At 40.4% G+C, this 24,221-nt stretch carries 20 protein-coding genes; 18 read left to right on the forward strand and 2 right to left on the reverse strand.

What is annotated here, in order from left to right:
- The first annotated feature begins 25 nt into the window (after window positions 1-25).
- A complete protein-coding gene (locus AC0L7T_RS15950; RefSeq protein WP_473336475.1) occupies window positions 26-649 on the forward strand; it encodes a toxin-antitoxin system YwqK family antitoxin in 624 nt (207 codons plus the stop codon).
- Between the two features lie 371 nt (window positions 650-1,020).
- Window positions 1,021-3,021, forward strand: coding sequence for an FIST N-terminal domain-containing protein (locus AC0L7T_RS15955; RefSeq protein ID WP_473336477.1), 2,001 nt, complete (start codon window positions 1,021-1,023; stop codon window positions 3,019-3,021).
- 474 nt (window positions 3,022-3,495) lie between these two features.
- On the opposite strand, the gene AC0L7T_RS15960 is transcribed toward AC0L7T_RS15955, so the two are convergent.
- Both AC0L7T_RS15960 and AC0L7T_RS15965 read right to left on the reverse strand, forming a co-directional pair.
- A complete protein-coding gene (locus tag AC0L7T_RS15960; protein WP_473336479.1) occupies window positions 3,496-4,590 on the reverse strand; it encodes a hypothetical protein in 1,095 nt (364 codons plus the stop codon).
- 25 nt (window positions 4,591-4,615) lie between these two features.
- Entirely contained in the window at window positions 4,616-5,995 is a 1,380-nt protein-coding gene (locus tag AC0L7T_RS15965; protein ID WP_473336480.1) for an FAD-dependent oxidoreductase, read from the reverse strand.
- Window positions 5,996-7,395: 1,400 nt separating this feature from the next.
- Between AC0L7T_RS15965 and AC0L7T_RS15970 the strand changes: the two genes are divergently transcribed.
- The 16 genes from AC0L7T_RS15970 to AC0L7T_RS16045 all read left to right on the forward strand — a co-directional run bounded on the left by AC0L7T_RS15970 (window position 7,396) and on the right by AC0L7T_RS16045 (window position 23,698).
- A complete protein-coding gene (locus AC0L7T_RS15970; protein WP_473336482.1) occupies window positions 7,396-7,635 on the forward strand; it encodes a DUF1059 domain-containing protein in 240 nt (79 codons plus the stop codon).
- Between the two features lie 20 nt (window positions 7,636-7,655).
- A complete protein-coding gene (locus AC0L7T_RS15975; RefSeq protein ID WP_473336484.1) occupies window positions 7,656-9,266 on the forward strand; it encodes a phage tail sheath family protein in 1,611 nt (536 codons plus the stop codon).
- 336 nt (window positions 9,267-9,602) lie between these two features.
- On the forward strand, window positions 9,603-9,989 hold the full coding sequence (locus tag AC0L7T_RS15980; protein ID WP_473336485.1) for a GIY-YIG nuclease family protein: 387 nt from the start codon (window positions 9,603-9,605) through the stop codon (window positions 9,987-9,989).
- Between the two features lie 179 nt (window positions 9,990-10,168).
- Window positions 10,169-10,555: a GIY-YIG nuclease family protein gene (locus AC0L7T_RS15985; protein WP_473336487.1), complete on the forward strand. Its 387-nt coding sequence runs from the start codon at window positions 10,169-10,171 to the stop codon at window positions 10,553-10,555.
- Window positions 10,556-11,089: 534 nt separating this feature from the next.
- Complete coding sequence (locus tag AC0L7T_RS15990; protein WP_473336489.1) at window positions 11,090-13,189, forward strand: alpha/beta hydrolase; 2,100 nt, start codon at window positions 11,090-11,092, stop codon at window positions 13,187-13,189.
- A 10-nt stretch (window positions 13,190-13,199) separates the two neighbouring features.
- On the forward strand, window positions 13,200-14,747 hold the full coding sequence (locus AC0L7T_RS15995) for an arylsulfatase (protein WP_473336490.1): 1,548 nt from the start codon (window positions 13,200-13,202) through the stop codon (window positions 14,745-14,747).
- A 1,245-nt stretch (window positions 14,748-15,992) separates the two neighbouring features.
- Window positions 15,993-16,562, forward strand: a complete 570-nt coding sequence (locus AC0L7T_RS16000) for a Crp/Fnr family transcriptional regulator (protein WP_473336492.1) — start codon at window positions 15,993-15,995, stop codon at window positions 16,560-16,562.
- 62 nt (window positions 16,563-16,624) lie between these two features.
- Window positions 16,625-17,638, forward strand: a complete 1,014-nt coding sequence (locus AC0L7T_RS16005) for an NAD-dependent epimerase/dehydratase family protein (RefSeq protein ID WP_473336494.1) — start codon at window positions 16,625-16,627, stop codon at window positions 17,636-17,638.
- A 288-nt stretch (window positions 17,639-17,926) separates the two neighbouring features.
- Window positions 17,927-18,751 carry a CHRD domain-containing protein gene (locus tag AC0L7T_RS16010; protein WP_473336496.1) on the forward strand — a complete coding sequence of 275 codons (825 nt, stop codon included), beginning with the start codon at window positions 17,927-17,929 and terminating at the stop codon, window positions 18,749-18,751.
- A 285-nt stretch (window positions 18,752-19,036) separates the two neighbouring features.
- The gene (locus AC0L7T_RS16015) at window positions 19,037-19,444 is read left to right on the forward strand and encodes a hypothetical protein (protein ID WP_473336498.1); all 408 of its coding nucleotides are present in this window, start codon (window positions 19,037-19,039) and stop codon (window positions 19,442-19,444) included.
- Between the two features lie 151 nt (window positions 19,445-19,595).
- Window positions 19,596-20,396, forward strand: coding sequence for a M90 family metallopeptidase (locus tag AC0L7T_RS16020; protein WP_473336499.1), 801 nt, complete (start codon window positions 19,596-19,598; stop codon window positions 20,394-20,396).
- 75 nt (window positions 20,397-20,471) lie between these two features.
- Window positions 20,472-21,647, forward strand: a complete 1,176-nt coding sequence (locus tag AC0L7T_RS16025) for a sialidase family protein (protein WP_473336501.1) — start codon at window positions 20,472-20,474, stop codon at window positions 21,645-21,647.
- A 12-nt stretch (window positions 21,648-21,659) separates the two neighbouring features.
- Window positions 21,660-22,253 (forward strand): hypothetical protein, encoded by a 594-nt coding sequence (locus AC0L7T_RS16030; RefSeq protein WP_473336502.1) that lies wholly within the window; start codon window positions 21,660-21,662, stop codon window positions 22,251-22,253.
- A gap of 8 nt (window positions 22,254-22,261) precedes the next feature.
- Complete coding sequence (locus tag AC0L7T_RS16035; RefSeq protein ID WP_473336503.1) at window positions 22,262-22,708, forward strand: TlpA family protein disulfide reductase; 447 nt, start codon at window positions 22,262-22,264, stop codon at window positions 22,706-22,708.
- Window positions 22,709-22,987: 279 nt separating this feature from the next.
- Entirely contained in the window at window positions 22,988-23,305 is a 318-nt protein-coding gene (locus tag AC0L7T_RS16040; protein ID WP_473336504.1) for an aminoacyl-tRNA hydrolase, read from the forward strand.
- Complete coding sequence (locus AC0L7T_RS16045) at window positions 23,306-23,698, forward strand: hypothetical protein (RefSeq protein WP_473336506.1); 393 nt, start codon at window positions 23,306-23,308, stop codon at window positions 23,696-23,698.
- The last annotated feature ends 523 nt before the right edge of the window (window positions 23,699-24,221 follow it).

The following is a 24,221-nucleotide window of genomic DNA, read 5'->3' on the forward strand; positions in this document are numbered from 1 at the left end:
ATTCCTATTTTATTAATTGGATAAAATGATTAGAAATTTAATTTTCATACCTCTGATTATATTGATTGTAAGTTGTGGAGAAGAATCCAAAACAGCAATCAAAACCCCAGCAGCGGAGGCAATCAGTTCGTTGCAAGTACCTACCAATACCATTGACAAATCAAAACTGGACTACAACAACAAGGTCTCGCTTTGGACGCTAAATGGTGAAAAATTTTCGGGTTATGCTTTAAGCTATTTTCCTGACAGCAGCCTTAAGCAAAGGATTGGCATATTGGATGGTAAGAAGCAAAACGAAACCACTGATTGGTATCCTGATGGACAAATCAAACATTCTGCTTTTTATCATAAAGGGAAATTGCATGGTGAAAAGAAAACCTGGCTTCCTGATTCCACACATCTATTAATATCCCAACTTCAATACTTTTCAGGGAAGTTACATGGGGTTCAAAAAAAATGGTATCCTACAGGTGAAATTTTCAAGGTCCTAAGCCTCAACATGGGAAGGGAGGAAGGTCTCCAACAGGCTTTTAGAAAAAACGGGGACCTATTCGCCAATTATGAGGCCAAAGACGGTAGGATTTTCGGCTTAAAAAGAGCTGTTCTATGTGTCGGGCTGGAAGATGAGGTAGTACAATACGCAGATTAAGGGTACTTGATGTCAAATTGATTATATTGACCTAAAAGAGCAAAATCAAAGTCTATTATATTTCTTGTTCAAAATAGAGTAGGAATCACTTCTATTGTTGCAAAATTTTAGGAATTAACACTTAATCTTTATTGGTTCCCGTCAAATTTCTCGAATTGAATAGCAGCCTGTTTTAAAGAAATTTGCACGCTTCAGTAACTATATGTAAATTCGATAAAGCTCCATTACTGGGCGAATACAATTCTTTAATCTCAATGCCTAACAAGGTACTGAAAAATAAAACTATTGCTCCAAGCGGAAAATTTGCTGTAGACCAATTGTATCAGTGTATTCCCATCCGTTACAGCCCAATTTGAACCTAACTTATTGTAATGAAAACATTCAGCACGGAATACACTACCGAAGAAGATTTTTTAGCTTTCATTTTTCAGCACCAAATAAACTCATTTACAAGTATTCTAATTCAAGTATTCTCTGGAATTTTAGAAACAGAGAGCATAGAAAAAGTACTTACTATTGTTCAGGACAATTCTCCTCAGGCCATCATCATAGGGGCTACCACTACCGGCGAAATCCTCAATGGAGATAGCTTAAATGGATCAATCATAATAATTGTTTCCGTTTTCGAAAAAACCACACTTCAGCTCATTAAATTTGAGGACAAGAAAGCTGAGAACTTACTACCTGAAGATTGGAATCCTATTCTCGAAACTGACACAAAAGCGGTAATTGTCTTTACCAGTGGTTTCAATCTTAACCATGATAATATAATTAAGAGTTTATCTTCCTCTGATAACAAATTAATCATAGGGGGTGGAATTGCGGGTGATAACGATAAACTCATTAAAACATGGTTATTTCACCAAAACACACTTTTTTCTAATGGAATTGTTGCTGTCTCTCTTTCCGGAAAGGAGTTATCGGTTAATAATAAAATGAAGTTTAACTGGCAACCCATAGGTATCCCTTTAAAAATAACAGAAGCAGAAAACAACATTATTTATAAAATAAATGGTAAAAGTGTCGTAGCCATTTATAATAAATACCTGGGGGATGAGGTGGCGCTTAATCTACCCGGTACGGCAGGTCTTTTTCCATTGGTCTACAAAAGAAATGGTATTTTAAATTCACGGGTTTTGTTGCAAATTACACCGGAAGGTGGAGGCATATTCACAGGTACTTTTGCTATTGGTGAAGAAGTACAATTGGCTTATGCAGACAGCAATATGCTACTGGACAATAGCATCCTGGATAAAGTGAAAAACGAACAGGCAGAAAGCATATTTGTCTATAGTTGTGGAGGGAGAAAAGCAATCCTTAACAAGGAAATCGACAAAGAGATAAAACCATTTAATGCACAAGCCCCTACAAATGGATTTTTTACTTACGGGGAGTTTTATACCTCACCAAATGGAATCAATACCATCCTTAACAATACCATGACCATGTTATTGCTTAGTGAAAATATTAAGGCTGATTTTAAGGATAAAAGTTCATTTGCCGAAGAGAAAAAAGGACCACCTGCAGAAAACAAACCAGGGTTTAACAGTACGCCTTACCAAATAAACCGATCATTAAGCCACTTTACCAAGGTAGTTACCGAGGAATTGATTGCTTCCAGGGAAAAGATGGAAATGCACAACCAAGAGCTGATCAGTGCCAATAAAAAGGCCCAAATCGCCATTAATTCAAAAAATAAGTTTTTCTCAATCGTCTCCCATGACCTTAGAAGTCCTTTTAGCTCAATTCTAGGCCTGTGCGATTTATTGATGAACAATTATGATGATTTTGATGAAAAAGAAATTAAAAACATCATTGTAATGCTGAATGAAAGTAGTGATAAGACTTATACGCTTCTTGAAAACCTACTTCAATGGTCAAATATTCAAACAGATCATATAACTTTTGATGCAGAAGAGCTATCGCTCAATGAAATTGTAGGCAATGTAATGCAACAATTAACAAATGTGGCCCAGGCAAAAAACATCGAAATTAATCCTAATATCGCGGAGAATTTAAGTGTTTATGCTGATAAAAACATGCTTAATTCCGTTTTCCAGAATTTGCTAAGTAACAGTATAAAGTTCACCAATTCAAACGGAAATATTTGGATAAGCGCAGAAAAAAGAAAAGGTGAAATTTTGGTGAATATTGAGGACAATGGAATAGGAATGCCTACAGCTATTTTAAACAAACTTTTTAAAATTGATGAGAAAGTGGAGAGAGAAGGGACTAACAAAGAAAAAGGAACTGGTCTTGGTTTAATGCTATGCAAAGAGTTTATTAATGCACATGGTGGAAAAATCTGGGTAGAGAGTGAAGAAGGAAAAGGAAGTAAATTTAGGTTCACCCTGCCTGATAAAGTCTTGTAGAAATACATGACCCTACTTTAGTAAATCGCCCTTCTTACCTACATTAACCATGAAGCACCCCTCCCCTTTTAGTTCCTAATTTTCAATACCTATCCTGCTCGCCACAAATTCGATCTATTTGGTGCTTGGAAGGATTTATTATAACGCTTTACTCAGGGCGGAACTGCCTGGCAAAAACTGAGAGGGTGCAAGGGCCTTATGAGAGGAAGCCCATTCCTCCTAAATCCATTTCTTGGACAATTCGCTCTGGGTAAAATTATGGCTATTGATATGAGCCCCCTTTTTAAATAGTTTCCGGATCCTGATCGGAAGGAGTTAGTAAACGGGCACAGATCCCTATGGCTTCGACTCCGCTCAGCCTTCGATAGGAATTACGTAATTATCACCTAATCGATTTATTTTAAATTGAGAGTGCTCGAAAAAATCCCCCTGCCCCCTTTATAAAAAGGGGGATTTGAATAAAATATTCCCCTCTTAATCAGGAGTTTCAGCTTGGTTATTCAAGAACTGCAATACCTGCCGCTCCACAAAACTGTTTTCATGGGGCACCATCTGCTTAAGAGCCTGATTAAACTCAGGATTTTTTACTTGATGATGCGAATAAAGCTTCAGCAACTTCCCCAATTGGGAACCATTCAATTCTCCTAGGATGGAAATTGAAGCATGCACTACGGATGGATGCAATTGAGGTGCCTCTACCAATTTATCAAAAATCAGGTTTTCAATGCTATAGTCAACCTTACCTATAAGACTGAAAAGATGAAGCTGCAAATGCTCTGATTCCAATTGGTTTGAAGAAAGTGATTTCAAAAGCAGGTAGGATTGAAAATGCTCCCCCTCAAGTAGTATCCTGACAATTGATTCAATCACAGAATCATCCAAATCAGAAAGCAGCGCAATCCGTTCTAAAGCCCAGGTATGGTCACTTTGATCCTTGCTCTGCAGGATTTTATTAAACAATGAGGAATCTAGCTGCTGCTCTGTCAGACGGATCACTTCTTGTTGAATAGGGCCATGAATTACATTCCATAGTTTATGGGTAGTATAGGCAGCTCCGGGCACAATGTATTCCAGCACATCTTTCATAGTGGCACCTGAAACACCATCCATGGATTGGCTGACTGTATCCGGTCTTTTGACCAATTCCTCAAAAGTATAATTGCCCAATGGCAGGAATGGATCTGCCAGCAGCTCATGCAGTTCCTCGTACTCCTTTTGAGAAAAGGGCTCGTGGTCATACTTACTCAGAAACTCTCCATCCACCAATTCAAAACCCAGGTACCTGCCGGTAATGTTCCAGTAGATCAGTATATTCAGAGGCCGGCACTCATTTTCAAAACAAACCCCTTCTTTAAGTTCAATATAATAATGTACTGGAGTACCAGTTGATGTATTTAACTGGTAAATATCCTGTTTTGACAAGGAATCATAAATAGAGGATACAATTACATCAGAGGAATCAGATAGAGGTATGGTTGATGGTTGAAAGTATCGGATGTCCTCCCCATTTTCAAAAGAAAACGGGAGCAATAATACCCCTACTATCAAGCCCTTGATCCAATTGATCATCTATTTATTTTTTTGAATGAGCAAATCATGCATTCGGTACTATCCCTCCATGCTCCTTTAGCATATTTTTCAATTCTGCAAGTGGAACATTTGCTGGTGTAACTTTATGCTTGATGGCCAATACTGCCGCAGCCGCAGCGGCCTGGGCCATTCCCATACAGGAGGCCTGAACCCTTAGCGCGGAATTGGCCAACCTGTCACTGCTCAAACAACGTCCTGCAACCAAGAAATTCTGACTGTTTTTAGGTATCAATGCCCTGAGTGGAATTGTGGCAACGACGTCTTCCTTTAGGAATTCCTGGTAAATGGATTTCCCGTTTCGGTGCAAATCAATCGGATAAAATGAATAGGACAAAGAGTCTTCAAATACTTTCCCAGTAACATAATCATTGTGGGTGATTTGATAAAGTCCGTCAATTCGGTAGGTTTCCCTAATGGCCGTTTCAGGACGCGCATCCATTAATTTTAATTTTTCACAACCGGGGAATGTTCTTAATTTTCTGATCAATTGCAAAAGCGAAGCCCTTCCCTCTATGTTTGCCTTTGTATGTAGCTCGGCGGTAGAGGAGTCGGCACCATGCACGTAAACATAATTATAAGGGACAGTAGCGGGGAAATTGTTGACAGATGATTCCACTTTCACGTCATTATTGATAAGCATGTTTTGCTTGAGCCTGGAGTGATATTCTTTTGGAATCTTAGAAAGGTCCAGCTTTTCCAAATCATAGCCACCGATCCTGAAGACAAACGATCCTGGTTGGGTATCTTCTTCTCTCAAAAGCTTAAAGCCTGCTATCGACGCAGCGGTAGCATTACCGGTACAATCAATGATCTGATCACAAATAATTTCATTGCTACACCCCTTACCCACTGTTTTCACAGTCCATTTGCCTTTGTTGAATTTGATGGTCGTAGGCGTTTCGTAGTAACGAATAGCAACACCCGCTTCCACGCACTTTTCCTCTGCAAGCATGGCGTAAAGAGCTGGATTCACTGTTACCTGATGTCTCCAGTGGCGAATAGTCTTATTATTGGGGACGATGGAAAAATTGGGCAGTATGTCATCGTTTAGATTCACCGCATCCATCACCAGTTCCCAGCCTATGCCTCCGATGACCTGTTTTCCCCAGGCATGGAAAATCCCTGGGAAGGAAACGCCTCCGGTGGTGGTTGTTCCTCCAAGTTGACTCCCACTTTCGACCAGGGTCGTTTTAGCTCCTGCTCTTCCTGCCTGAATGGCTGCCACCACGCCTGCAGTACCACCGCCAACTATCAAAATATCGGTTTCAATCGTTTTCTCCGTTATTTTATACGGTTCTTTTACCACCTCTGCTTTTGAAAGTGGTGAAGAGGCTAATCCTAGGGAAATGGCTCCCATAGTGGAAATCATCTTTCTTCGCTTCATATGCTATGTTTTATTTTTAAACCTGTGTGCATGCACCTGGCATGGTGGCAAGTGATTTTACAATATTTTTTTTTGCAAGATATTCCTGCAGGGAAATTACAATAACTGTTTTTACGGAAATCCTGCAACTTTGATTCAACTGAATCCCAAGCCAAGGAAAAAGCCCCGTGTTCAAGCTGACTAAGGTAAGGATAACCTATGAAATTCTATAGCCCCATACCTTTGTAAAATCCATTTTTAATGAAAATCCTTTCGTTCTCTAAATTTTGGCTAAAGCCAGATTATTTGATGCTCCCCTACAAATGGGCTAACCAATTGAAAAGTCAATAACACACTCGGAAATTCTTAAAAAACCGGAATCCCCCTTTAAAAGGGGGAAAGGGGAATTTATTACGTAATTATCAATTACTTCGATCAATTTTATATTGAAAATCCTCGAAAAAATCCCCCTGCCCCCTTAAGAAGGGGGATTTGTTACAAAGGGTCAGGTTATCAATAGCCCCCAGCTTCAGCTGGAGGGTAATAAGCATTAATACAGTTTTCTGGCTTTAGCCAAACCATTAACCCAAGCAGCTCATTAGAATGCTTTCTCAAGCCCCATAGGTAAAGGTAAAAGGACAGAAACCTTTCGTTCTCTAAATTTTGGCTAAAGCCAGACCACATAATTCGCTTTCTATAAATGGGCTGAAGCCCATTCCTATTGAATTGTTTCCTGGAACAATTGGCTCAGGATAAATCAAGGTTAATTTTACCATCCCTCTTTTTCAATAGCCTCCAGCTTTAGCTGGGGGGGGGTATAAGCGTTTATACAGTTTTCTGGCTTTAGCCAAATCATTAACCCAAGCAGCTCAATAGAATGCTTTCTGAAGCCCCGTAGGTAAAGGTAAAAGGACAGAAACCTTTCGTTCTCTAAATTTTGGCTAAAGCCAGACCACATGATTCGCTTTCTATAAATGGGCTGAAGCCCATTCCTATTGAATTGTTTCCTCGAACAATTGGCTCGGGATAAAACAAGGTTAATTTAACCATCCCTCTTTTTCAATAGCCCCCAGCTTTAGCTGGAGGGTTATAAGTTTATACAGTTTTCTGGCTTTAGCCAAACCATTAACCAATTACCGGTGGCTGAGCTTGTCGAAGCCAGCTTGTCGAAGCCAAAACTTTCTTCATTTTAGGGCTATTTACGCTTCGCTAAACTTAGACCAGATGGAGACCAGAAAGAAAAAACTACAAAAACGTAATTATTCCAGTGGCGAACCCTGTCGAAGCCAAAGGATTTTACTTATATTGATTATTTTACAGCAGATTACAAAAACCAAAAGTAGATAACAAACACAAATCTGGCCGAAGTACTGTTCTTACAGTGCAGAAACGCTTTTAATAAACTATAAACCTAACCTATAATGAAAACAATGACCTGTAAACAACTTGGGGGAGCCTGTGGGCTGGCATTTCATGCCAACACCTTTGATGAAATGGCTGCACTCAGCAAAAACCATGGCATGGAAATGTTCCAAAAAAAGGATCCCGCCCATTTGAATGCCATGGGAGAAATGCAGCAACTGATGCAATCTCCTGAGAAAATGAAAAAATGGTTCGATGACAAACGAAGGGAATTTGATGCATTGCCAGACAATCAATAGTAAGTCTCAAACAACAAAACATGTATAAACAAAGAAAAACCCCAGGCGTTTATGTCTCGGAAATAGATTCCTTTGGGAATTCAATAGTACCTGTAGCCACCGCCATTCCGGCTTTCATAGGCTATACGCACAACACAAGTTACAATGGCGAGGATTTGCGCAATAAGCCTCACAGGGTAACCTCACTGTCTGAATTTTATACGGTTTTCGGTAAAGAACTACCAGTGAATCAATTTGACCTTGAAAAGACCAAAACCAGTGCACCGGATTTCACCTTTGGAAAATTTGGGGAAAGCTATCTGCTAAAAGCCCATGGCCGGCAATACCGAATGCGCAGTGCACTTCAATTTTTCTATAACAATGGCGGAGCAGAATGTTTTGTGGTAAGCGTGGGGGATTACAATGATCCTATCAATGCAGAAGACTTAAAAACGGCAGTAGACTTACTGGAAAAAGAAACCGTCCCTACCCTACTCGTTATACCTGAGGCAGTGGAATTATTCGATCCTAGCCAATCGACATTAAAGAATAAATATGCCGAGGCTTATGCCTTACAATCCCATATGATCGACCATTGCGGGACCATGGCTAACCGAGTGGCCATTTTGGACATCCCTAGAGGCTATTGGGAACCTAAAACAAATCAGTCCGAGAGCATTGATGCCTTTAGGGAAAACGTGAACCCTTCGCAATCCGCTTACTATTCTTTTGCCGCAGCCTATTACCCCTGGCTACACACATTTATGTACCAAGAAGATGACTTCTCCTATAAAAACCTATCGGGCAATGGCCTTAAAACACTGGATTCCTTACTCAAAATAGACGCTAGGTCTTTATCTGAGCAAACAAAAGGAGCGGTTTTGCTTATGATATCCCAACTGACAGGCCAGCCTGCTGCTGAAGGAGCTGATGATCCTACGGAGGAAGACCCAAAATTAAGCAAGGAACAACAGCTAAAAATTAAAGAAAACCGTCGAAAAATCGCACATGCCAGCCTCTATTCCATTAGCAAAGCGTATAGACTGGTACTCAACTCAATCCAAAAGAAAGTCAATACATTGCCTCCTGCTGCTGCCATGGCGGGGATTTATACTTCCATCGACAACACGATTGGAGTATGGAAAGCACCTGCAAATCTCCCCATTTCAATTGTTGTAGCGCCGACCATCAATATTACCAATGAAATGCAGGAAGACCTCAATGTGCCCTTGTCTGGCAGGGCTATAAATGCCATTCGTTCCTTCGTGGGCCAAGGCGTCATGGTCTGGGGCGCACGCACCATGGATGGTAACTCCAATGACTGGAGGTATATTAATACAAGGCGTACACTCATCTACCTGGAACAATCGATACAGTTAGGGATAAATGCCTACGTTTTTGCCCCCAATGATGCCAACACCTGGAGGGAAATAAACACAATGATTTCTAACTTTTTAACCGATTTCTGGAAACAAGGAGGGCTTGTGGGTTCAAGTCCGGCAGATGCCTATTCCGTAGCTGTAGGCCTGGGCAGCACCATGACGGCAGAAGACATTTTAAACGGCATCTTACGTGTATCCGTAAAAGTAGCCCTTTCCCACCCCGCAGAGTTTATAGAAATCAGCTTTGAGCAGAAGATGGGGAATGGGTAGACTGGAAAAGATAGGTAAGTAAAAGGCCAATCCCGTAAATAGCTAAGTTTATTTACGTTTTAAACAACTATGTCATTCGTATAAAGGACAACAATCGACAAAACTTGGCAAATCATAATAACGTGGTTTCGACAGGCTTAACCACCGTGAACGTACCGTCGCCTGAGCCTGTCGAAGGCAAAGGTATCGTACCGTCGCCTGAGCTTGTCGAAGGCAATGGTATCGATGAAAACAAATACGATAATTCATAACGTGGTTTCGACAGGCTCAACCACCGGAATCGTAATCCTGTCGAAGGCAACGGTGTATTGGTATATTAAATCTTAATGTGTAAATATGAAAGGTTGGCTCTACATATTAGAATGTGCCGATGGGACCTACTATACAGGAAGTACCAACAATCTTGATGTTAGACTTGAACAACATCAGAATGGTGAAGGTGCCAATCACACAAAGAAGAGATTGCCAGTAAAATTGATTTATTCTGAAGAATATCAGAGAATAGATGAAGCCTATTATAGAGAAAAACAGGTTCAAGGTTGGAGCAGGACAAAGAAAGAAGCCTTGATTAATGGAAAACATGAATTATTGCCACATTTAGCGAAAAATTACACACAGTATCCGAGGGACGTGGTTTCGACAAGCTCAACCACCGATATTGACGCGTCGCCTGAGCCTGTCGAAGGCAACGGAATCGATGAAAACAAATACGATAATACATAACGTGGTTTCGACAGGCTCAACCACCGATATTGACGCGTCGCCTGAGCCTGTCGAAGGCAAAGGTATCGATGAAAACAAGTACGATAATACATAACGTGGTTTCGACAGGCTCAACCACCGGAATCGTAATCCTGTCGAAGGCAATGGTGTATTGGTATATTAAATCTTAATGTGTAAATATGAAAGGTTGGCTCTACATATTAGAATGTGCCGATGGGACCTACTATACAGGAAGTACCAACAATCTTGATGTTAGACTTGAACAACATCAGAATGGTGAAGGTGCCAATCACACAAAGAAGAGATTGCCTGTAAAATTGATTTATTCTGAAGAATATCAGAGAATAGATGAAGCCTATTATAGAGAAAAACAGGTTCAAGGTTGGAGCAGGACAAAGAAAGAAGCCTTGATTAATGGAAAACTTGAATTATTGCCACATTTAGCGAAAAATTACACACAGTATCCGAGGGACGTGGTTTCGACAGGCTTAACCACCGTGAACATACCGTCGCCTGAGCCTGTCGAAGGCAACGATATCGATGAAAACAAAAAAGATAATACATAACGTGGTTTCGACAGGCTTAACCACCGTGAACATACCGTCGCCTGAGCCTGTCGAAGGCAACGATATCGATGAAAACAAATACGATATTACATAACGTGGTTTCGACAGGCTCAACCACCGTGAACGTACCGTTGCCTGAGCTTGTCGAAGGCAATGATATCGATGAAAACAAAAAAGATAATACATAACGTGGTTTCGACAGGCTCAACCACCGTGAACATACCGTCGCCTGAGCTTGTCGAAGGCAACGGTATCGATGAAAACAAAAACGATATTAAATGACGTGGTTTCGACAGGCTTAACCACCGTGAACATACCGTCGCCTGAGCCTGTCGAAGGCAATGGTATCAATGAAAACAAGTACGATAATCTACAACGTGGTTTCGACAGGCTCAACCACCGTGAACATACCGTCGCCTGAGCTTGTCGAAGGCAATAATTTCAGATAATCCTGACCTCTCACTAAAAATAGTATTGCATAATCCGGTTAAAACAGTTAATTAGAATTCCCATAACTACTTTAAATCAGGTAAAATGCAGCAACACATTTGGTTAAATTTTATTTTGCTTTTAATAGTTGGCGTTGCAAATGGGCAAAACACCCTCGTGGTGGATGATTTGACTGTCCTGAATCAGCCTGCAACTACCATGATGCGGAGTTACCTTACCAAAATGGTAGCTGTCCAATTTGCCAAAAGGGATTCCCTCCTTTCCACTTTAAAATCAGCAGAGGACTGGGACAATCGTGCGGCCTCCATTTCGGATGCCATGAAAGAATGGACAGGTGCATTTCCAGAAAAAACACCTTTGAATGCACGTGTTACGGGGCGAATTGAGTACGAGGAATACAGCATCGAAAAAATCTTGTTTGAAAGCCGGCCTAATTTATACGTAAGTGCCAATCTATACCTTCCCAGAAACTATACCGGACCAAGACCTGCCCAATTGAATGTCATAGGCCATGCCCAAAATGGAAAAGCCAATGAACGGTACCAAAGGATGAGTATCGCACAGGCGAAAAATGGCTTTGTGGTGCTGACCATTGACCAGATAGGCCAGGGAGAACGGGGACTGCTGGCTTCTCACAGGATCTTGGGAACAAAAGCCTTTTTAAGCGGCACCCACCTATTTAATTTCATGGCCTGGGATGCCATTAGGGCCATCGACTACCTGGAAAGCAGGGCCGAAGTAGACCCCACAAAAATTGGCATGACCGGAAGTTCGGGAGGGGGAATGACGACCACCTATATCCTACCCCTTGACGATCGCATTGCTGTTGCCGTACCCACCTGCAATCCCAATACCTGGTCACACCGCACCCACGCGAACCTTGCCTCCGATCATGAGCAGGTCTTTTTCGGCGCATTCGGTCAGTTGATAGATCCTCGGGGAGATCCATTGTTTTGCCAGGTGCCCAAGGCCTTAATGATTAATGCCACAACTGATGACAATTTGAATCCTACTCGGGGTGTTTGGGAATTGGATACCTGGCTAAGTAAATCCTATGCCGCTCATGGGATGCCAGAGAAGTTCAAAACAAGCATGGTCCATGCAGGCCACGATTACAACCAAGAACAAAGGGAAGTCACTTATTCATGGATGCTGAAATGGACCGGAGGTGATCCCTCAAAATTTTGGGAGAAGGATACCCCATTAATGAAAGAAGAGGAATTATGGGCCAGCCAAAACGGAACTGTTTATAAGGAAGCCGGTAGTATCAGTGAACTGGATTTGATAAAAGCGCATTTGGGCCAAAACAAAGCCAATTGGAAAACCATCCAATCAAAGCAAACACTAGCGGAACTTCAAAAGCAATTGCCCCAATTGATTGAAAAGGTGTTGAACACCTCTTTTTCGGACATTAAAGGAGATGCTACACTGCAAGCTCCCATGAAACTCAAGGGCATGACGTTACGGAAATTCACCATGGAGCCTGAATCTGGGATAATTGTACCTGGTATTGTCTTGGGTGCAGATGAAGACCTGGTAGGAAAAGAAGTGATCCTTTACGTTCATGAAGCAGGAAAATCGAATTTGTTGGAGGATCTGGATTTGGTAGAAGCGCTATTAGCCAAAGGGTACTTACTGGTTGGCATTGATTTGCGAGGCATTGGCGAAACAGGCCCTGACAATGCCAATAAGTTCTGGGATTTTCTATTGGGAAAACCTATTTTTGGCCAACGGGTAAGAGATGTTTTAGCGCTTACCGACTGGCTAATATCACCAGCAATCAATGCCAAAAAGATACATTATTGGGGTACGGGAATGGGCGCTCTTTATGGCGCTTTTGCTGGGGCAATTGATGAAAACATTGCTTCATTTCTGTTGGAGGATCCCCTTATTTCTTTTGAAAACATTGTGGTAGTAGACAGCCCCGAATACCAACATGAGATTATTTTACCTGGAATATTGACCTATTTTGACCTGCCTCAAATTTATCAGGCCCTTTCGCCTAGGGAATTAGCGGTATTGAACCCACTATTGGGAGACAAGTCCGTAGCAGGAGATTTGGATATCAAAAACATGGATCGATCTGTAAAACCTGCTTTCAAGGTACAGAAGAACGATAAATCCTGGACTATCGGCACCTACAATGCAGAAGACAGGAAAAAGTACATTTTAAGCCATTATTAATCAGCATTACATGAAGTTTAAACCATTTTATAGAAACTCCATCAACATTCAGGGTACATTGGCATTGATGATCCCCTTGCTCCTGTTTTCTGCTTGCTCTGGTAGCCAGGAAAATCAAAAAGAAGAACGGGTTCCTAACATCATCTTTATACTAAGTGATGACCTTAGTTGGGGTGATTTAGGCGCTTATGGTCAGGAGAAAATCAAAACCCCAAACATAGACAGGATTGCCTATGAAGGAATCAAATTCACGAATGCTTATGCAGGAAGTACCGTTTGTGCGCCATCCAGGTCCTCGCTGATGCAGGGATTGCATCAGGGGCATGCCAGGGTAAGGGGCAATTCTTATCAATCCTTTCGCGAATCCTTAAGAGAGGACGATTATACGGTGGCCATGCTTTTGCAAGAAGCGGGATACAAAACCGGTTTATTCGGAAAGTGGGGACTGGCATTGGACAACCAACCGGGGATTCCCAATAATATGGGTTTCGATGAATTCTATGGTTACCTCAACCAACGACAAGCCCACACCTATTATCCTGAATTCCTCTATCACAACAAAGAAAAGGTCTATTTCCCTGGGAATGAATCCCATTATGAATACGAAAACTATTCCAAGGCAAGTGCCTATGATGAAGAAGGAAAAGTAATTCCCAACGGCATAGAAGACCCGACAGCAGCTGTTTATTCTTTTGATATCATCAATGAAAAGGCACTTGAATTTGTGAGGCAAAACAAAGAGCAGCCTTTCTTCCTGTACCTGGCAAACACCCCTCCTCATGGCCCGCTAATCGTCCCTGAGCTTGGAGAATACAAAGACAAAGATTGGCCTATCCAGCACAAAGAATGGGCCGCCATGATTTCCCGCATGGACGGAGATGTAGGCCGGTTAATGGCCTTGCTAGAAGAATCGGAATTGGATGATGACACCATCATCTTCTTCGCTTCAGACAATGGCAATTCAAGTCATGGCTATGAAGCAAGGTATCTTGACCTCAAAGAAGGCCCTACTTTAAGTGAATTTTTCAAACATTTGTCCCCTACCAGAGGGCAAAAAAGCAATGAATACAATGGCGGTTTTCATGTACCGGCCATGGCACGTTGGCCAGGTCATATTGCAGCAGGTTCAGAAAGCGATCATATATGGGCTTTTTGGGATTTCCTCCCAACGGCAGCAGATTTGGCACAGGTAAGTACACCTTCTGGTTTAGATGGCCTCTCGATCTTACCAACCCTTACCGGAGATGGCGTGCAAAAACAACATGAGTACCTGTATTGGGAACACCATCAAAATCAAGCCGTTCGCTGGGGAGACTATTATGGACACAAAGCAAGCGGAGCTGAGTTGGAATTGTACAATTTGATCACTGACCCACAACAAGAAAATGACATAAGTGCTGACAATAAAGACAAAGTGGAAGCGATAAACAAAATGATGTCAGACTCCCATCGCCCCAGTGATGTATGGCCAAGTCCCGGAGAAAGTAAAGAAGCTTTCCGAAAAAGGATGAAAGCAGCAAACATTCCTGAAAGACCCAATAATGTAGGTCATTATTAATGCTCCAGTGGAAGAAGTCCCAACTAAATTGGGATTCCAACGGCTTTCTCCTCACAGGGCCATCGCTAAGCCTACCGATGACAGATTTTGAAATTCTCGGGTAAGTGGCCACTGGCATTAGCGAAAAGCCGGCTTCACTGTTGAGCGTATTGGATGCTAATGCCCTACAAATGCCACTCATTTAGACCCTGGGTCGCACCTCCTGCGTCGGCTTACCCAGGGCTACAAAGATTGCACCCCACTGGGGTGCGGCATTGGATATTCTCATCTGGATTGCCGCATTTTTGAAAATGTTAGGTCTCAGAATGACGATTGTCCTATGATATCAGTTCATCAATGAATGATTAGTAATTTTCATATTGGCTAATTTAATGACCAACTTGAAGAGTCCCAAAAGAAGACTAAACCATATCAACTAATTAATATAGTATAACCTTTATATTGTAGGGTAGTTGAGTAGACAATACCTAAAATTTAGACGAAAAACAAAGAAGCCTAAAGGGCTTCAACAACAATAACCACGGGTGAAACCCGTGGATCGAGAACATAAACGACACCAGATTTTGGCGGTATTGTTGCCTGTTTTTAGCAACAATCCTGACAAAATCCAAACGCAGATCTTAATTGATTTGTAATCGAACCCGAATTAACTTCATTACAGCAAACGCATTTTGGGTACTTCCTGGGCTAAAAAAGGTTTTGGCAGTCCAACTAAATTGGGATTCCCACGGCTTTCCACGCACAGGCCCATCGCTAAGCCTCGGAATGACGATTGTTTTATAGGATTTGATATCAGATGAATAGACAAACCCGTGAATTTAGACGAAAAACCAAAGAAGCCTAAAGGGCTTCAACAACAATAACCACGGGTGAAACCCGTGGATCGATAACGCAAATAACATCGGATTTTGGCGGTATTGTTGCCTGTTTTTAGCAACAATCCTGACAAAATCCAAATGCAGATCGTTAATTGATTTGTAATCGAACCCGAATTAACTTCATTACAGCAAACCCTTTTGGATACTTCCTGGGCTAAAAAAGGTTTTGGCAGTCCAACTAAATTGGGATTTTCACGGTTTTCCACACACAGGCCCAACGCTAATTCTACCGATGACGTCTATGCTATGAAAATGGATCCAACCCAGGATATAAATAAAATACTAGTACATTTAAAGCGGGAAAGAGGGCAGTTTAGAAATTGACCTCCACCCCTAGAATTATACCGGCACACTTCAAGATGCACTGATGAAAAATCTACTCAACTATATAGACACTCGCTTTTCTATAAGCAAGGACGACATTGCTTTGCTTGAAAAACACTTAACTTCAGTAAATGTACCTGCACAAACCAAACTTTTAGAGGCTGGGAAGATCGAACGATATGTATATTTTTTGAGTTCGGGGATTGTAAAAGGGTACCAAAATATTGAAGGTAAACTTGTCGTGCAGCATTTAGTGGATGAACATGATTTCTTTACGTCTTTGGACAGCTTTATGAGCGAAACACCCTCCTCGGATTATTATGAAACGATAACCGACTGTACCCTCGTGAAAATCTCAAAGCCAGACTTTGAATTGTTGCAAGAATCAACCCCGGTTTGGGCCGAGCTTGTCAAAACGGTCACGAATGAACACTTGAGCTGTAAGTTAGATCGTGTAAAAGATTTTCAAGTTTTAACCGCCAAAGAGCGCTACCTAAAGTTCCTAAATCAACACCCAAAACTGGCTTTGAATGTGTCCGTCGACAATATCGCTTCATTCTTAGGCATTGAACCCCAATCATTGAGCCGTATCCGCAAGCAAATCGCTTTCTAACAAATGTTATTTTAAAATTCTTACTTGCTGCTGAAATTTGCTCAAACAAAAAATAAAACAATATGAGCAAGGAAATTTCATTGGTAACAGGTGCCAACGGGCATTTAGGGAATAATTTGGTTAGGCTATTGCTTTCTAAAAACCAGAAAGTAAGGGCTACGGTAAGAAATACAAACAACCTGGAATCCTTTGAAGGCTTGGATTGTGAAGTAGTACCCGCAGACATTACCGATAGGACTTCACTTAAGAAAGCCTTTCAGGGAATCACCAACCTTTATGCGGTGGGCGCAAATTTCAGTATGTGGGCCAAAAATCCTAAGGTCGAAATCTATGACAATAATGTAAAAGGAACGCAGAATGTATTTGACATGGCCAGGGAATGCGGCATTCAGAACATCGTCTATGTAAGTTCAGTAGCTGCGCTGGACTTCACAAAATTGCCTGCAAACGTTAACAATGGCTACAACCAGGACCGCCGAAACTGGTATTACAATTCTAAAAATGATTCTGACAAACTGGCCATTGAATTGGGAAAAAAATATGGGATTCGAACCGTATTGATTTTACCCTCTGCCATGATTGGTAGTGAAGCCCATAAACTGAGCTATACCAATAAGCTAGTCTATCAGATTTTGAAGGGAGAAATTCCGGTTGACACCAATGTCACCTTAAATTGGATTGACGTAAAAGATGTGGCCAATGGCGCCTACAGCGCGATGTTGAAGGGCAGAAATGGAGAACGTTACATCCTATCGAACGAAAAACACACCACCTTACAAGAAAGCGTTAAAATAGCATCCGAATTGTACCCGGAATTAAATTTAAAAACACCAAAAAAAGTACCCAAATCCCTTTTGTATGCGGTAGCAGGGCTAATGGAATGTGGTAGCAAAATCACCGGTAAAGAACCCTTATTACAACGGCATTATTTGGACATGTTTTATGGTTTGAAACAAGATTACGACATTCAGAAATCAAGGCAGGAATTGGACTTCAATCCCAAACCTTCCAAAGAAGCCCTTATAAATGCTTTGAACTATTTAAAGAACAATTGGGGAAAGAAAAGCACTGTATAAGATCTAGTGGATTGCCTCACGGGTCAATTTTAGATGGAATTACGCAGTAGGGTTTCCTTACATTTTTCAGCCTGTCCTGACCTTTTTCAGGGGATTTATTCTATCACGGAATTGAAAATCTATTCCATATTTTATGTTTAAAACTGGGATTATTAAATTGTAGTAGCCTGAAGGTTGGCTTGGTTTATGTGTCAACTATTCTCTACATTTAAGAAAAGAATCAAAGTCTGAACCTGTTGAAAAAGGACTATAAAAAGAAGTAGACACTACCATTTAAATTTTTAGAGGATGAAAGTAACCAATTTGTTAATGCTGCTAAGTTTTTGTGCATTGATCACATTCAGTTGCAAGGACGATGACGAAACCCCTGCCAAGGTAAATGTACAGACCTTCGATATTGATTTGGACAATGCTTACTCCATTCCCATGGTAACCGGCAGAAATGAAACAGGTGACATTCAAATGACATTGTTTGACGACAATTCATTGGAATTTACAATTACAATTGACAATCTCTTGGCCACCGATAATTTAACCATGGCACATGTTCACACAGGTGATGTCGTAACGGCTGGAAGTGTAGCCATTACTCTGGTAGATGGAACCAATATCGCATTTTCAGGCAATATGGCCACAGGAGCGGTTACATTAACTGATGCCGAAGTGGCTACCTTAATAGGCAGTGATGTTTACGTAAATGTTCATTCAACAGACAAAAGCAGTGGCTTGGTAAGAGGACAAATTGACCAGACCATTGACAATGCCTACAATGTAGCTTTATCCCCTGCCAATGAAGTCCCTGCGATTGCTGGAAGAAATGAAACAGGCGCTGCCTATTTAAGAATAATAGGTACATCCATGCTTTATAAAGTGATTGTGAATGACCTGGATGCTACAGATGCGATAACGGCAAGTCATGTACACGCAGGATCTTCGGAAGTTAATGGAGGGGTGCTTATAAATTTAGGTATAACAGACAATGCACAGCTTGACCTAGCAAAAAGCCTCAGCCTAAGTGCAGAAAACCTAACAATAGTCAACAATGATCCCGTGTATGTGAATGTTCATTCCATTCAACATGGAGGCGGTTTGCTCCGTGGTCAGATTAGATAAATATAGGATTTGGGGAATCGAACCGTGGGCAATGTGCTCACGGCACCCTCCCCGATCCTCCCGTTGGACTGGTAGACTTTTATCTGTTTTATCGCCCAAAACTTTCATCATACGATCAGTCCCCTATTTGACCTTCATTCTCATCATGTATACCGCAAAAATGCGTAACTGGCAGAAACAATGACTTCTTTTCACCTATTGGTTTCGAATTGCCGATTTTTGATTCGACTGCTACATTGGCACAATCTTTTATAAACCAATCAACGTTACCTATTCACCTGAAATATGAAAATCCAAGATAAAACAATTGCAAAAGGCTTTATACTATCAGGCTTGATGAACTTAACGGTTTTGGTTTTTTCACGGTTCTTTAGTAATTCAACCATTCCTGAATATGATCCAATGGTCATGTCGAACTTTGGCTTGTTAATGATTGCAATTTGGGGACTGGCTTATATTTCTATTGCTTACAATTATGAAAAAGTAATATGGCTTGTAGGTATTTTTGCCATTGAAAAATCCATTTACGGCTACATTTGGATCAATTGGATGCTTGACAATAATGTTTCAGAAGTGTATGAAAAAGACATCATGGCAGGCCTATTTTACTCGAGCTATGGTATAAATGATCTGTTATTTTGCGTATTCTTCCTGTTCGTCTTTATAAAAACGATTAACACCACAAACCGATAAAAAACCATTTAACTTTAGCCTTTTGATGTCTGGATCATACTGGACTTAACACCAATTCAGCGTCAATGGAAAACGGCCACCAGCAACCTGTTACTGCTGTATTCGTTAATCAATTGTTTCCTTTAATGCGCCAAAACCATACAATTCCCCTATGACGTTTCTTTATGTTTTATTCTTTTTAATAGTATTTGGTTTCATCGGTTTTCGCTGGAAACTAAAAAAGGACTCAAAATGGGTTTTACCTAGCGAATCTTTCCCCAATGAATGGAGAAATGTGCTGAACAATAAAGTATCCTATTACAGGTCATTGTCTGCTGAGGAACAAAAAAGATTTGAATACAAAATCCAAGAGTTCCTATTGAACTGCAAAATTACAGGCGTAAAAACAAACATAGACCTTACCGATAAAATACTTGTCGCCGCCAGTGCCATTATTCCAATATTTGGGTTTGAGGATTGGAAATACATCAACCTTTATGAGGTACTGATCTACCCAACATTGTTTAATGAGGGGTTTGCAACCGAAGGCGAGGACAGAAGGGTTGCAGGAATGGTTGGGAATGGTCCAATGGAGGGGGTAATGATTTTATCACAAAAAGCATTAAAGCTTGGCTTTCAAAATGAAACGGACAAGAAAAACACGGCCATTCATGAGTTTGTGCATTTAATCGACAAAATAGATGGATCTGTCGATGGTGTCCCTTCTTCCCTTATGGAAAGGCAATATACCATACCCTGGCTGGATTTTATCAATAAAAAGCTGGTGGAAATTCAGGAGGGAAAGTCTGACATAAACCCTTACGGAGGAACCAATCAAGCCGAGTTCTTCTCCGTTGCGAGTGAGTATTTCTTTGAGCGACCAAAATTATTAAAGCGCAAACATCCAGAACTTTACAAGCTATTAGAGGGAGTATTCAAACAGGATATGGCATCAAGAAATCTTAATAAATGAACATCCGGTTTTTATCTTTCGAAATCTGTAATAGCAAATATTATTTTTAGCGATTAACATCAAAAAATAACCTAAATGAAAAGTATATTATTATTGGTTGCGGTATTATGCGCCTTACCATTGCCTGCACAGCATCTCTTCCCTTTATGGGATTCAAAGGAAACAATGCCAGAATTAAAAGAAATTCCTATTATTGAAAACGTTGAATTTTCGGTAATAAAACCCTTTGAATTTGACATAGACGGCTACCGTTTCCTTCATGGAGTAGCATTAATCTGGCACAAGGACAAACTCTACGCTTCATTTGGGCACAATAAAAATGGTGAAAACACCGTAACGGAGGAGGCCAATTACCGTGTCAGTGAAGATGGTGGAAAAACCTGGGGGCCAGTAAAAAACATAGGAGGAGGCGGAAAAGTAGCCGTTAGTCATGGTGAATTCCTTTCATACAAAGACCAGTTGTGGGCTTTTCAAGGCGAATATGATGGCATTATGGCAAACCTTCGCGTTCGTGCATACCTGCTGAATGAAGACACAGACCTTTGGGAGGACAAGGGAGTGGTCGCAAGAAATAATTTTTGGCCACTTGCCGCCCCTGAGAAAATGGAAAATGGCAACTGGATAATGTCAGGCTTTCAAGTTAATGAAATTGGCAATGGCAACAATCCACCAGCAGTGGCCATTAGCCATGGCGATAATTTCACCAAATGGGAAGTGGTTGTTATCCCTATGAAAACAGAAAGCGTTTGGGGTGAAAGCTCGATAATGATAGATGGTCCTGAGATAATTAACGTAGCTCGCTGGGGGGCAGAACCCATTGCACTCGCCTCTAAAAGTGAAAATTATGGCCGTAGCTGGACATCACTTGCACCCAGTAATTTGCCCATGAACACTTCAAAACCTTATACTGGCCAATTGAGTACTGGTGAATATTATTTGATTGGTGCAACTTTTAAAGGCGTCAAAAAATCAAGAAACACCCTTACTATCGCTCTTAGCCGACCTGGAGAATTGGTCTTTTCCAAAGTTTTTGTAATCCGGCATGCCGTATTTCCAGAAGGACCAGGAGAATCGCATCCAAAAGCTGCTTTGGCCTATCCTCACGCCGTGGAATACCAAGGAAAACTTTATGTAGGGTATTCAAATAGCGGTGGAAAAGTGGGCCGCCCCATTAGCGAAGGCAGGGCTTCATGGAACAATAATAGTGCTGAATTGGCCATAATCCCCCTCGAATCGATCACATTACCATAAAAGTATTAAATAATGTTATTCATCAGATTCAATATACAATCTTCTATTAAGTTTGAAGACTTTCAAAAACTATTTGAACATATGGACAATGTCAGGCAACCTGGATTCAAATTTGAGGAAGAAGAGCCCCCCCTCATTGATTGGGAAAATTTATCAAAGGAAGAATCAGATGAAGCTTATGAAAAATTAATTGCATCATTGGATGAAGATCCCGCAAAAGAAAGATACCAATCATTAATACCTGGCTATGCCAATGCATTTTTAGAAAGATATCTGGGAGTGGACAATGATAAATTGGGAGTACTTGGTGTCCAAGAAACGCTCTCAATATTAAATTATTTAGAATTTGATTTTGAGGTATACCTGACCAGGCTTGAAAGGCAAAATGAACATTTTGGAATCATTGAATATGTGGCTGATAACTTCCCATATGGTGGTATCGATCGGTTCTTAATGGTAATGAAAGCATTTGATTTGGTACCTAGCGAATGTTTTGATGGGTTTACTATCTTCGATTTTGAATGGGTTACTGACTTTGAATACAACGCCATTGATTTACCAGAAAAAACCACAGCCTACATCACAAGAAAAAGAAATGAAACTTAAAGGATACCATGGTAAGTGAAAATGACTTAGTTGAATCAATTATTGTTCGCGACTTAGACAACAATCCAATTGATCTCATCAAAAAATATCAAGGCAAACCACTTTTGGCCATTGTCTATAACAACCAATGTTTGGGTTGTACCGGTAGAGCAATACCACTGGCCTATGAGTTGCATAAAGAAAATGAAGGGATACAAGTTGTTGGCATTCATACAAGCTTCAACTCAAGCCAAGCAACTGAAAGTGATATAAAAAGTATTTTTACAGTTGATGAACTTCCCTTTCCAATTTTCTTAGACAATGGAAGAACTGTTTATGATCAATTTGATTCATCTGGCACCCCTCAATGGGTTTTAATCACCAAAGACGGCAAACTATCTCGCACGATATTCGGTTCCCAGGAAGGAGCCCAGAATCGCTTATACTATGCAATTGAACAGTTAAAAGTAGAATAGCAGATATAAATTATACTTTTGAATCAAACCTTTAATACCTTTTAGTACAGTTACAGCATCCATTAAAACAACCACGGCCTTAAACCATTAGTATTAAAAATTGTGCCCAGGTAAGCTGTCCATCGCTACTTTTTAAATACCATAAATCGGCATTGAACAAACCTCAATCAAACAATTATTCTTAAATTGAAAAAAACAATACGATAGACAATACAGCATGTAATGCCTAAGTCATCACCCCAATTGCTAATTTATGACTACTTTAAAACATTCGCATTTATGAAAATGTATATCGTCGTAAAGGACAACATTCCAGATAAATTAATTCCTGTTATTACGGCTCATGCCTCCTTGGCCTGCTACATAAAATTTGAAGAAAATGAGCACATGGTGAAATGGATCAATGGGATCTTTAAGAAGGTGGTTTGTGTAGTTAATGAAGCTTCGTTTAATAACCTTAAAAATGAATCTGAAAACATCTTGTTGACAGAATCTAGCCTGGACAACAAGGAGGTTTGTTTGGCTTTTTGCCCGAGAGAAGAATACCCTAAAAAATTCAGGTTTTTAAAAATGTGGACCCCTCAAGGGATTGGATAAATGGAAAACCAACTTTTTAATTTATTCCTTAAGAAAGGAAACATTGTCGTTCAAAGCTATGAATACCGAATAAGCTTGCAAATTGACTATGAAAATGGGGATCATTGCCAATTGGCTCTTTCTGATACCCAAGATCTAATTCAACTGTTAACAAGGCTTTCGCAGCAAACATGGGAGAATGAAAATTACACAAAAACACCCTATGTAAAGCAATTGTTCGTAGAAAATCTAAATACCTTCAGTTGGGAAATTGATTTCTCCCAATTGTCCATTGAATTCAATGAAACAGAAAATGTCATAGTGCTTAAACACAAAGGCAATAACCCTTTGCATTTAGAAATAAACCAGGTGGTTGAAATAGTGCAAATTCTGGAATATTTATACCCTAAGTAACCAGTAACCAATTCCCATTTTTTAAGGATAGCAATCTATTTCGCCAACTTGACCAATAATGGTTTATTCCTGAGTCTGTAGGTGCTGCCTTAAACGGATTGTTATATTGCACAAAGCCTGCCACTGATTGTTCTTGCTATTATTGGGAAAAAAGCATAATTTAAATAGGGCGATTTTTAGTTTTATTCTTAGATTGTTTCATAGCTTAAGACCCAATTTCCTACCCAGCATATTTTGCTGCGCTTCTTTGCCACTTTATTTTCATGAGCTGTTAATGACTTGTATGACTTTAAGCTCAAATATGCAATTGACCTTCTATTTAGCAAAACCCAGATTTTACGCGGCAAGAGCATTTATAGGTAAACCCATTTACATACAAATAAGGATTAATCTCTAAAATTCATTCGGAATTTACGTCTTTTTTTAAAAAATAAATACTGTATAATCATGCATTACCCATATTTACTAATGATTAAGTAGTAAAAAATAAAACATTACATATATATAAATATAAAAAAAATTC

This window comes from Cyclobacterium sp. 10D3-21 (genome assembly GCF_055809755.1).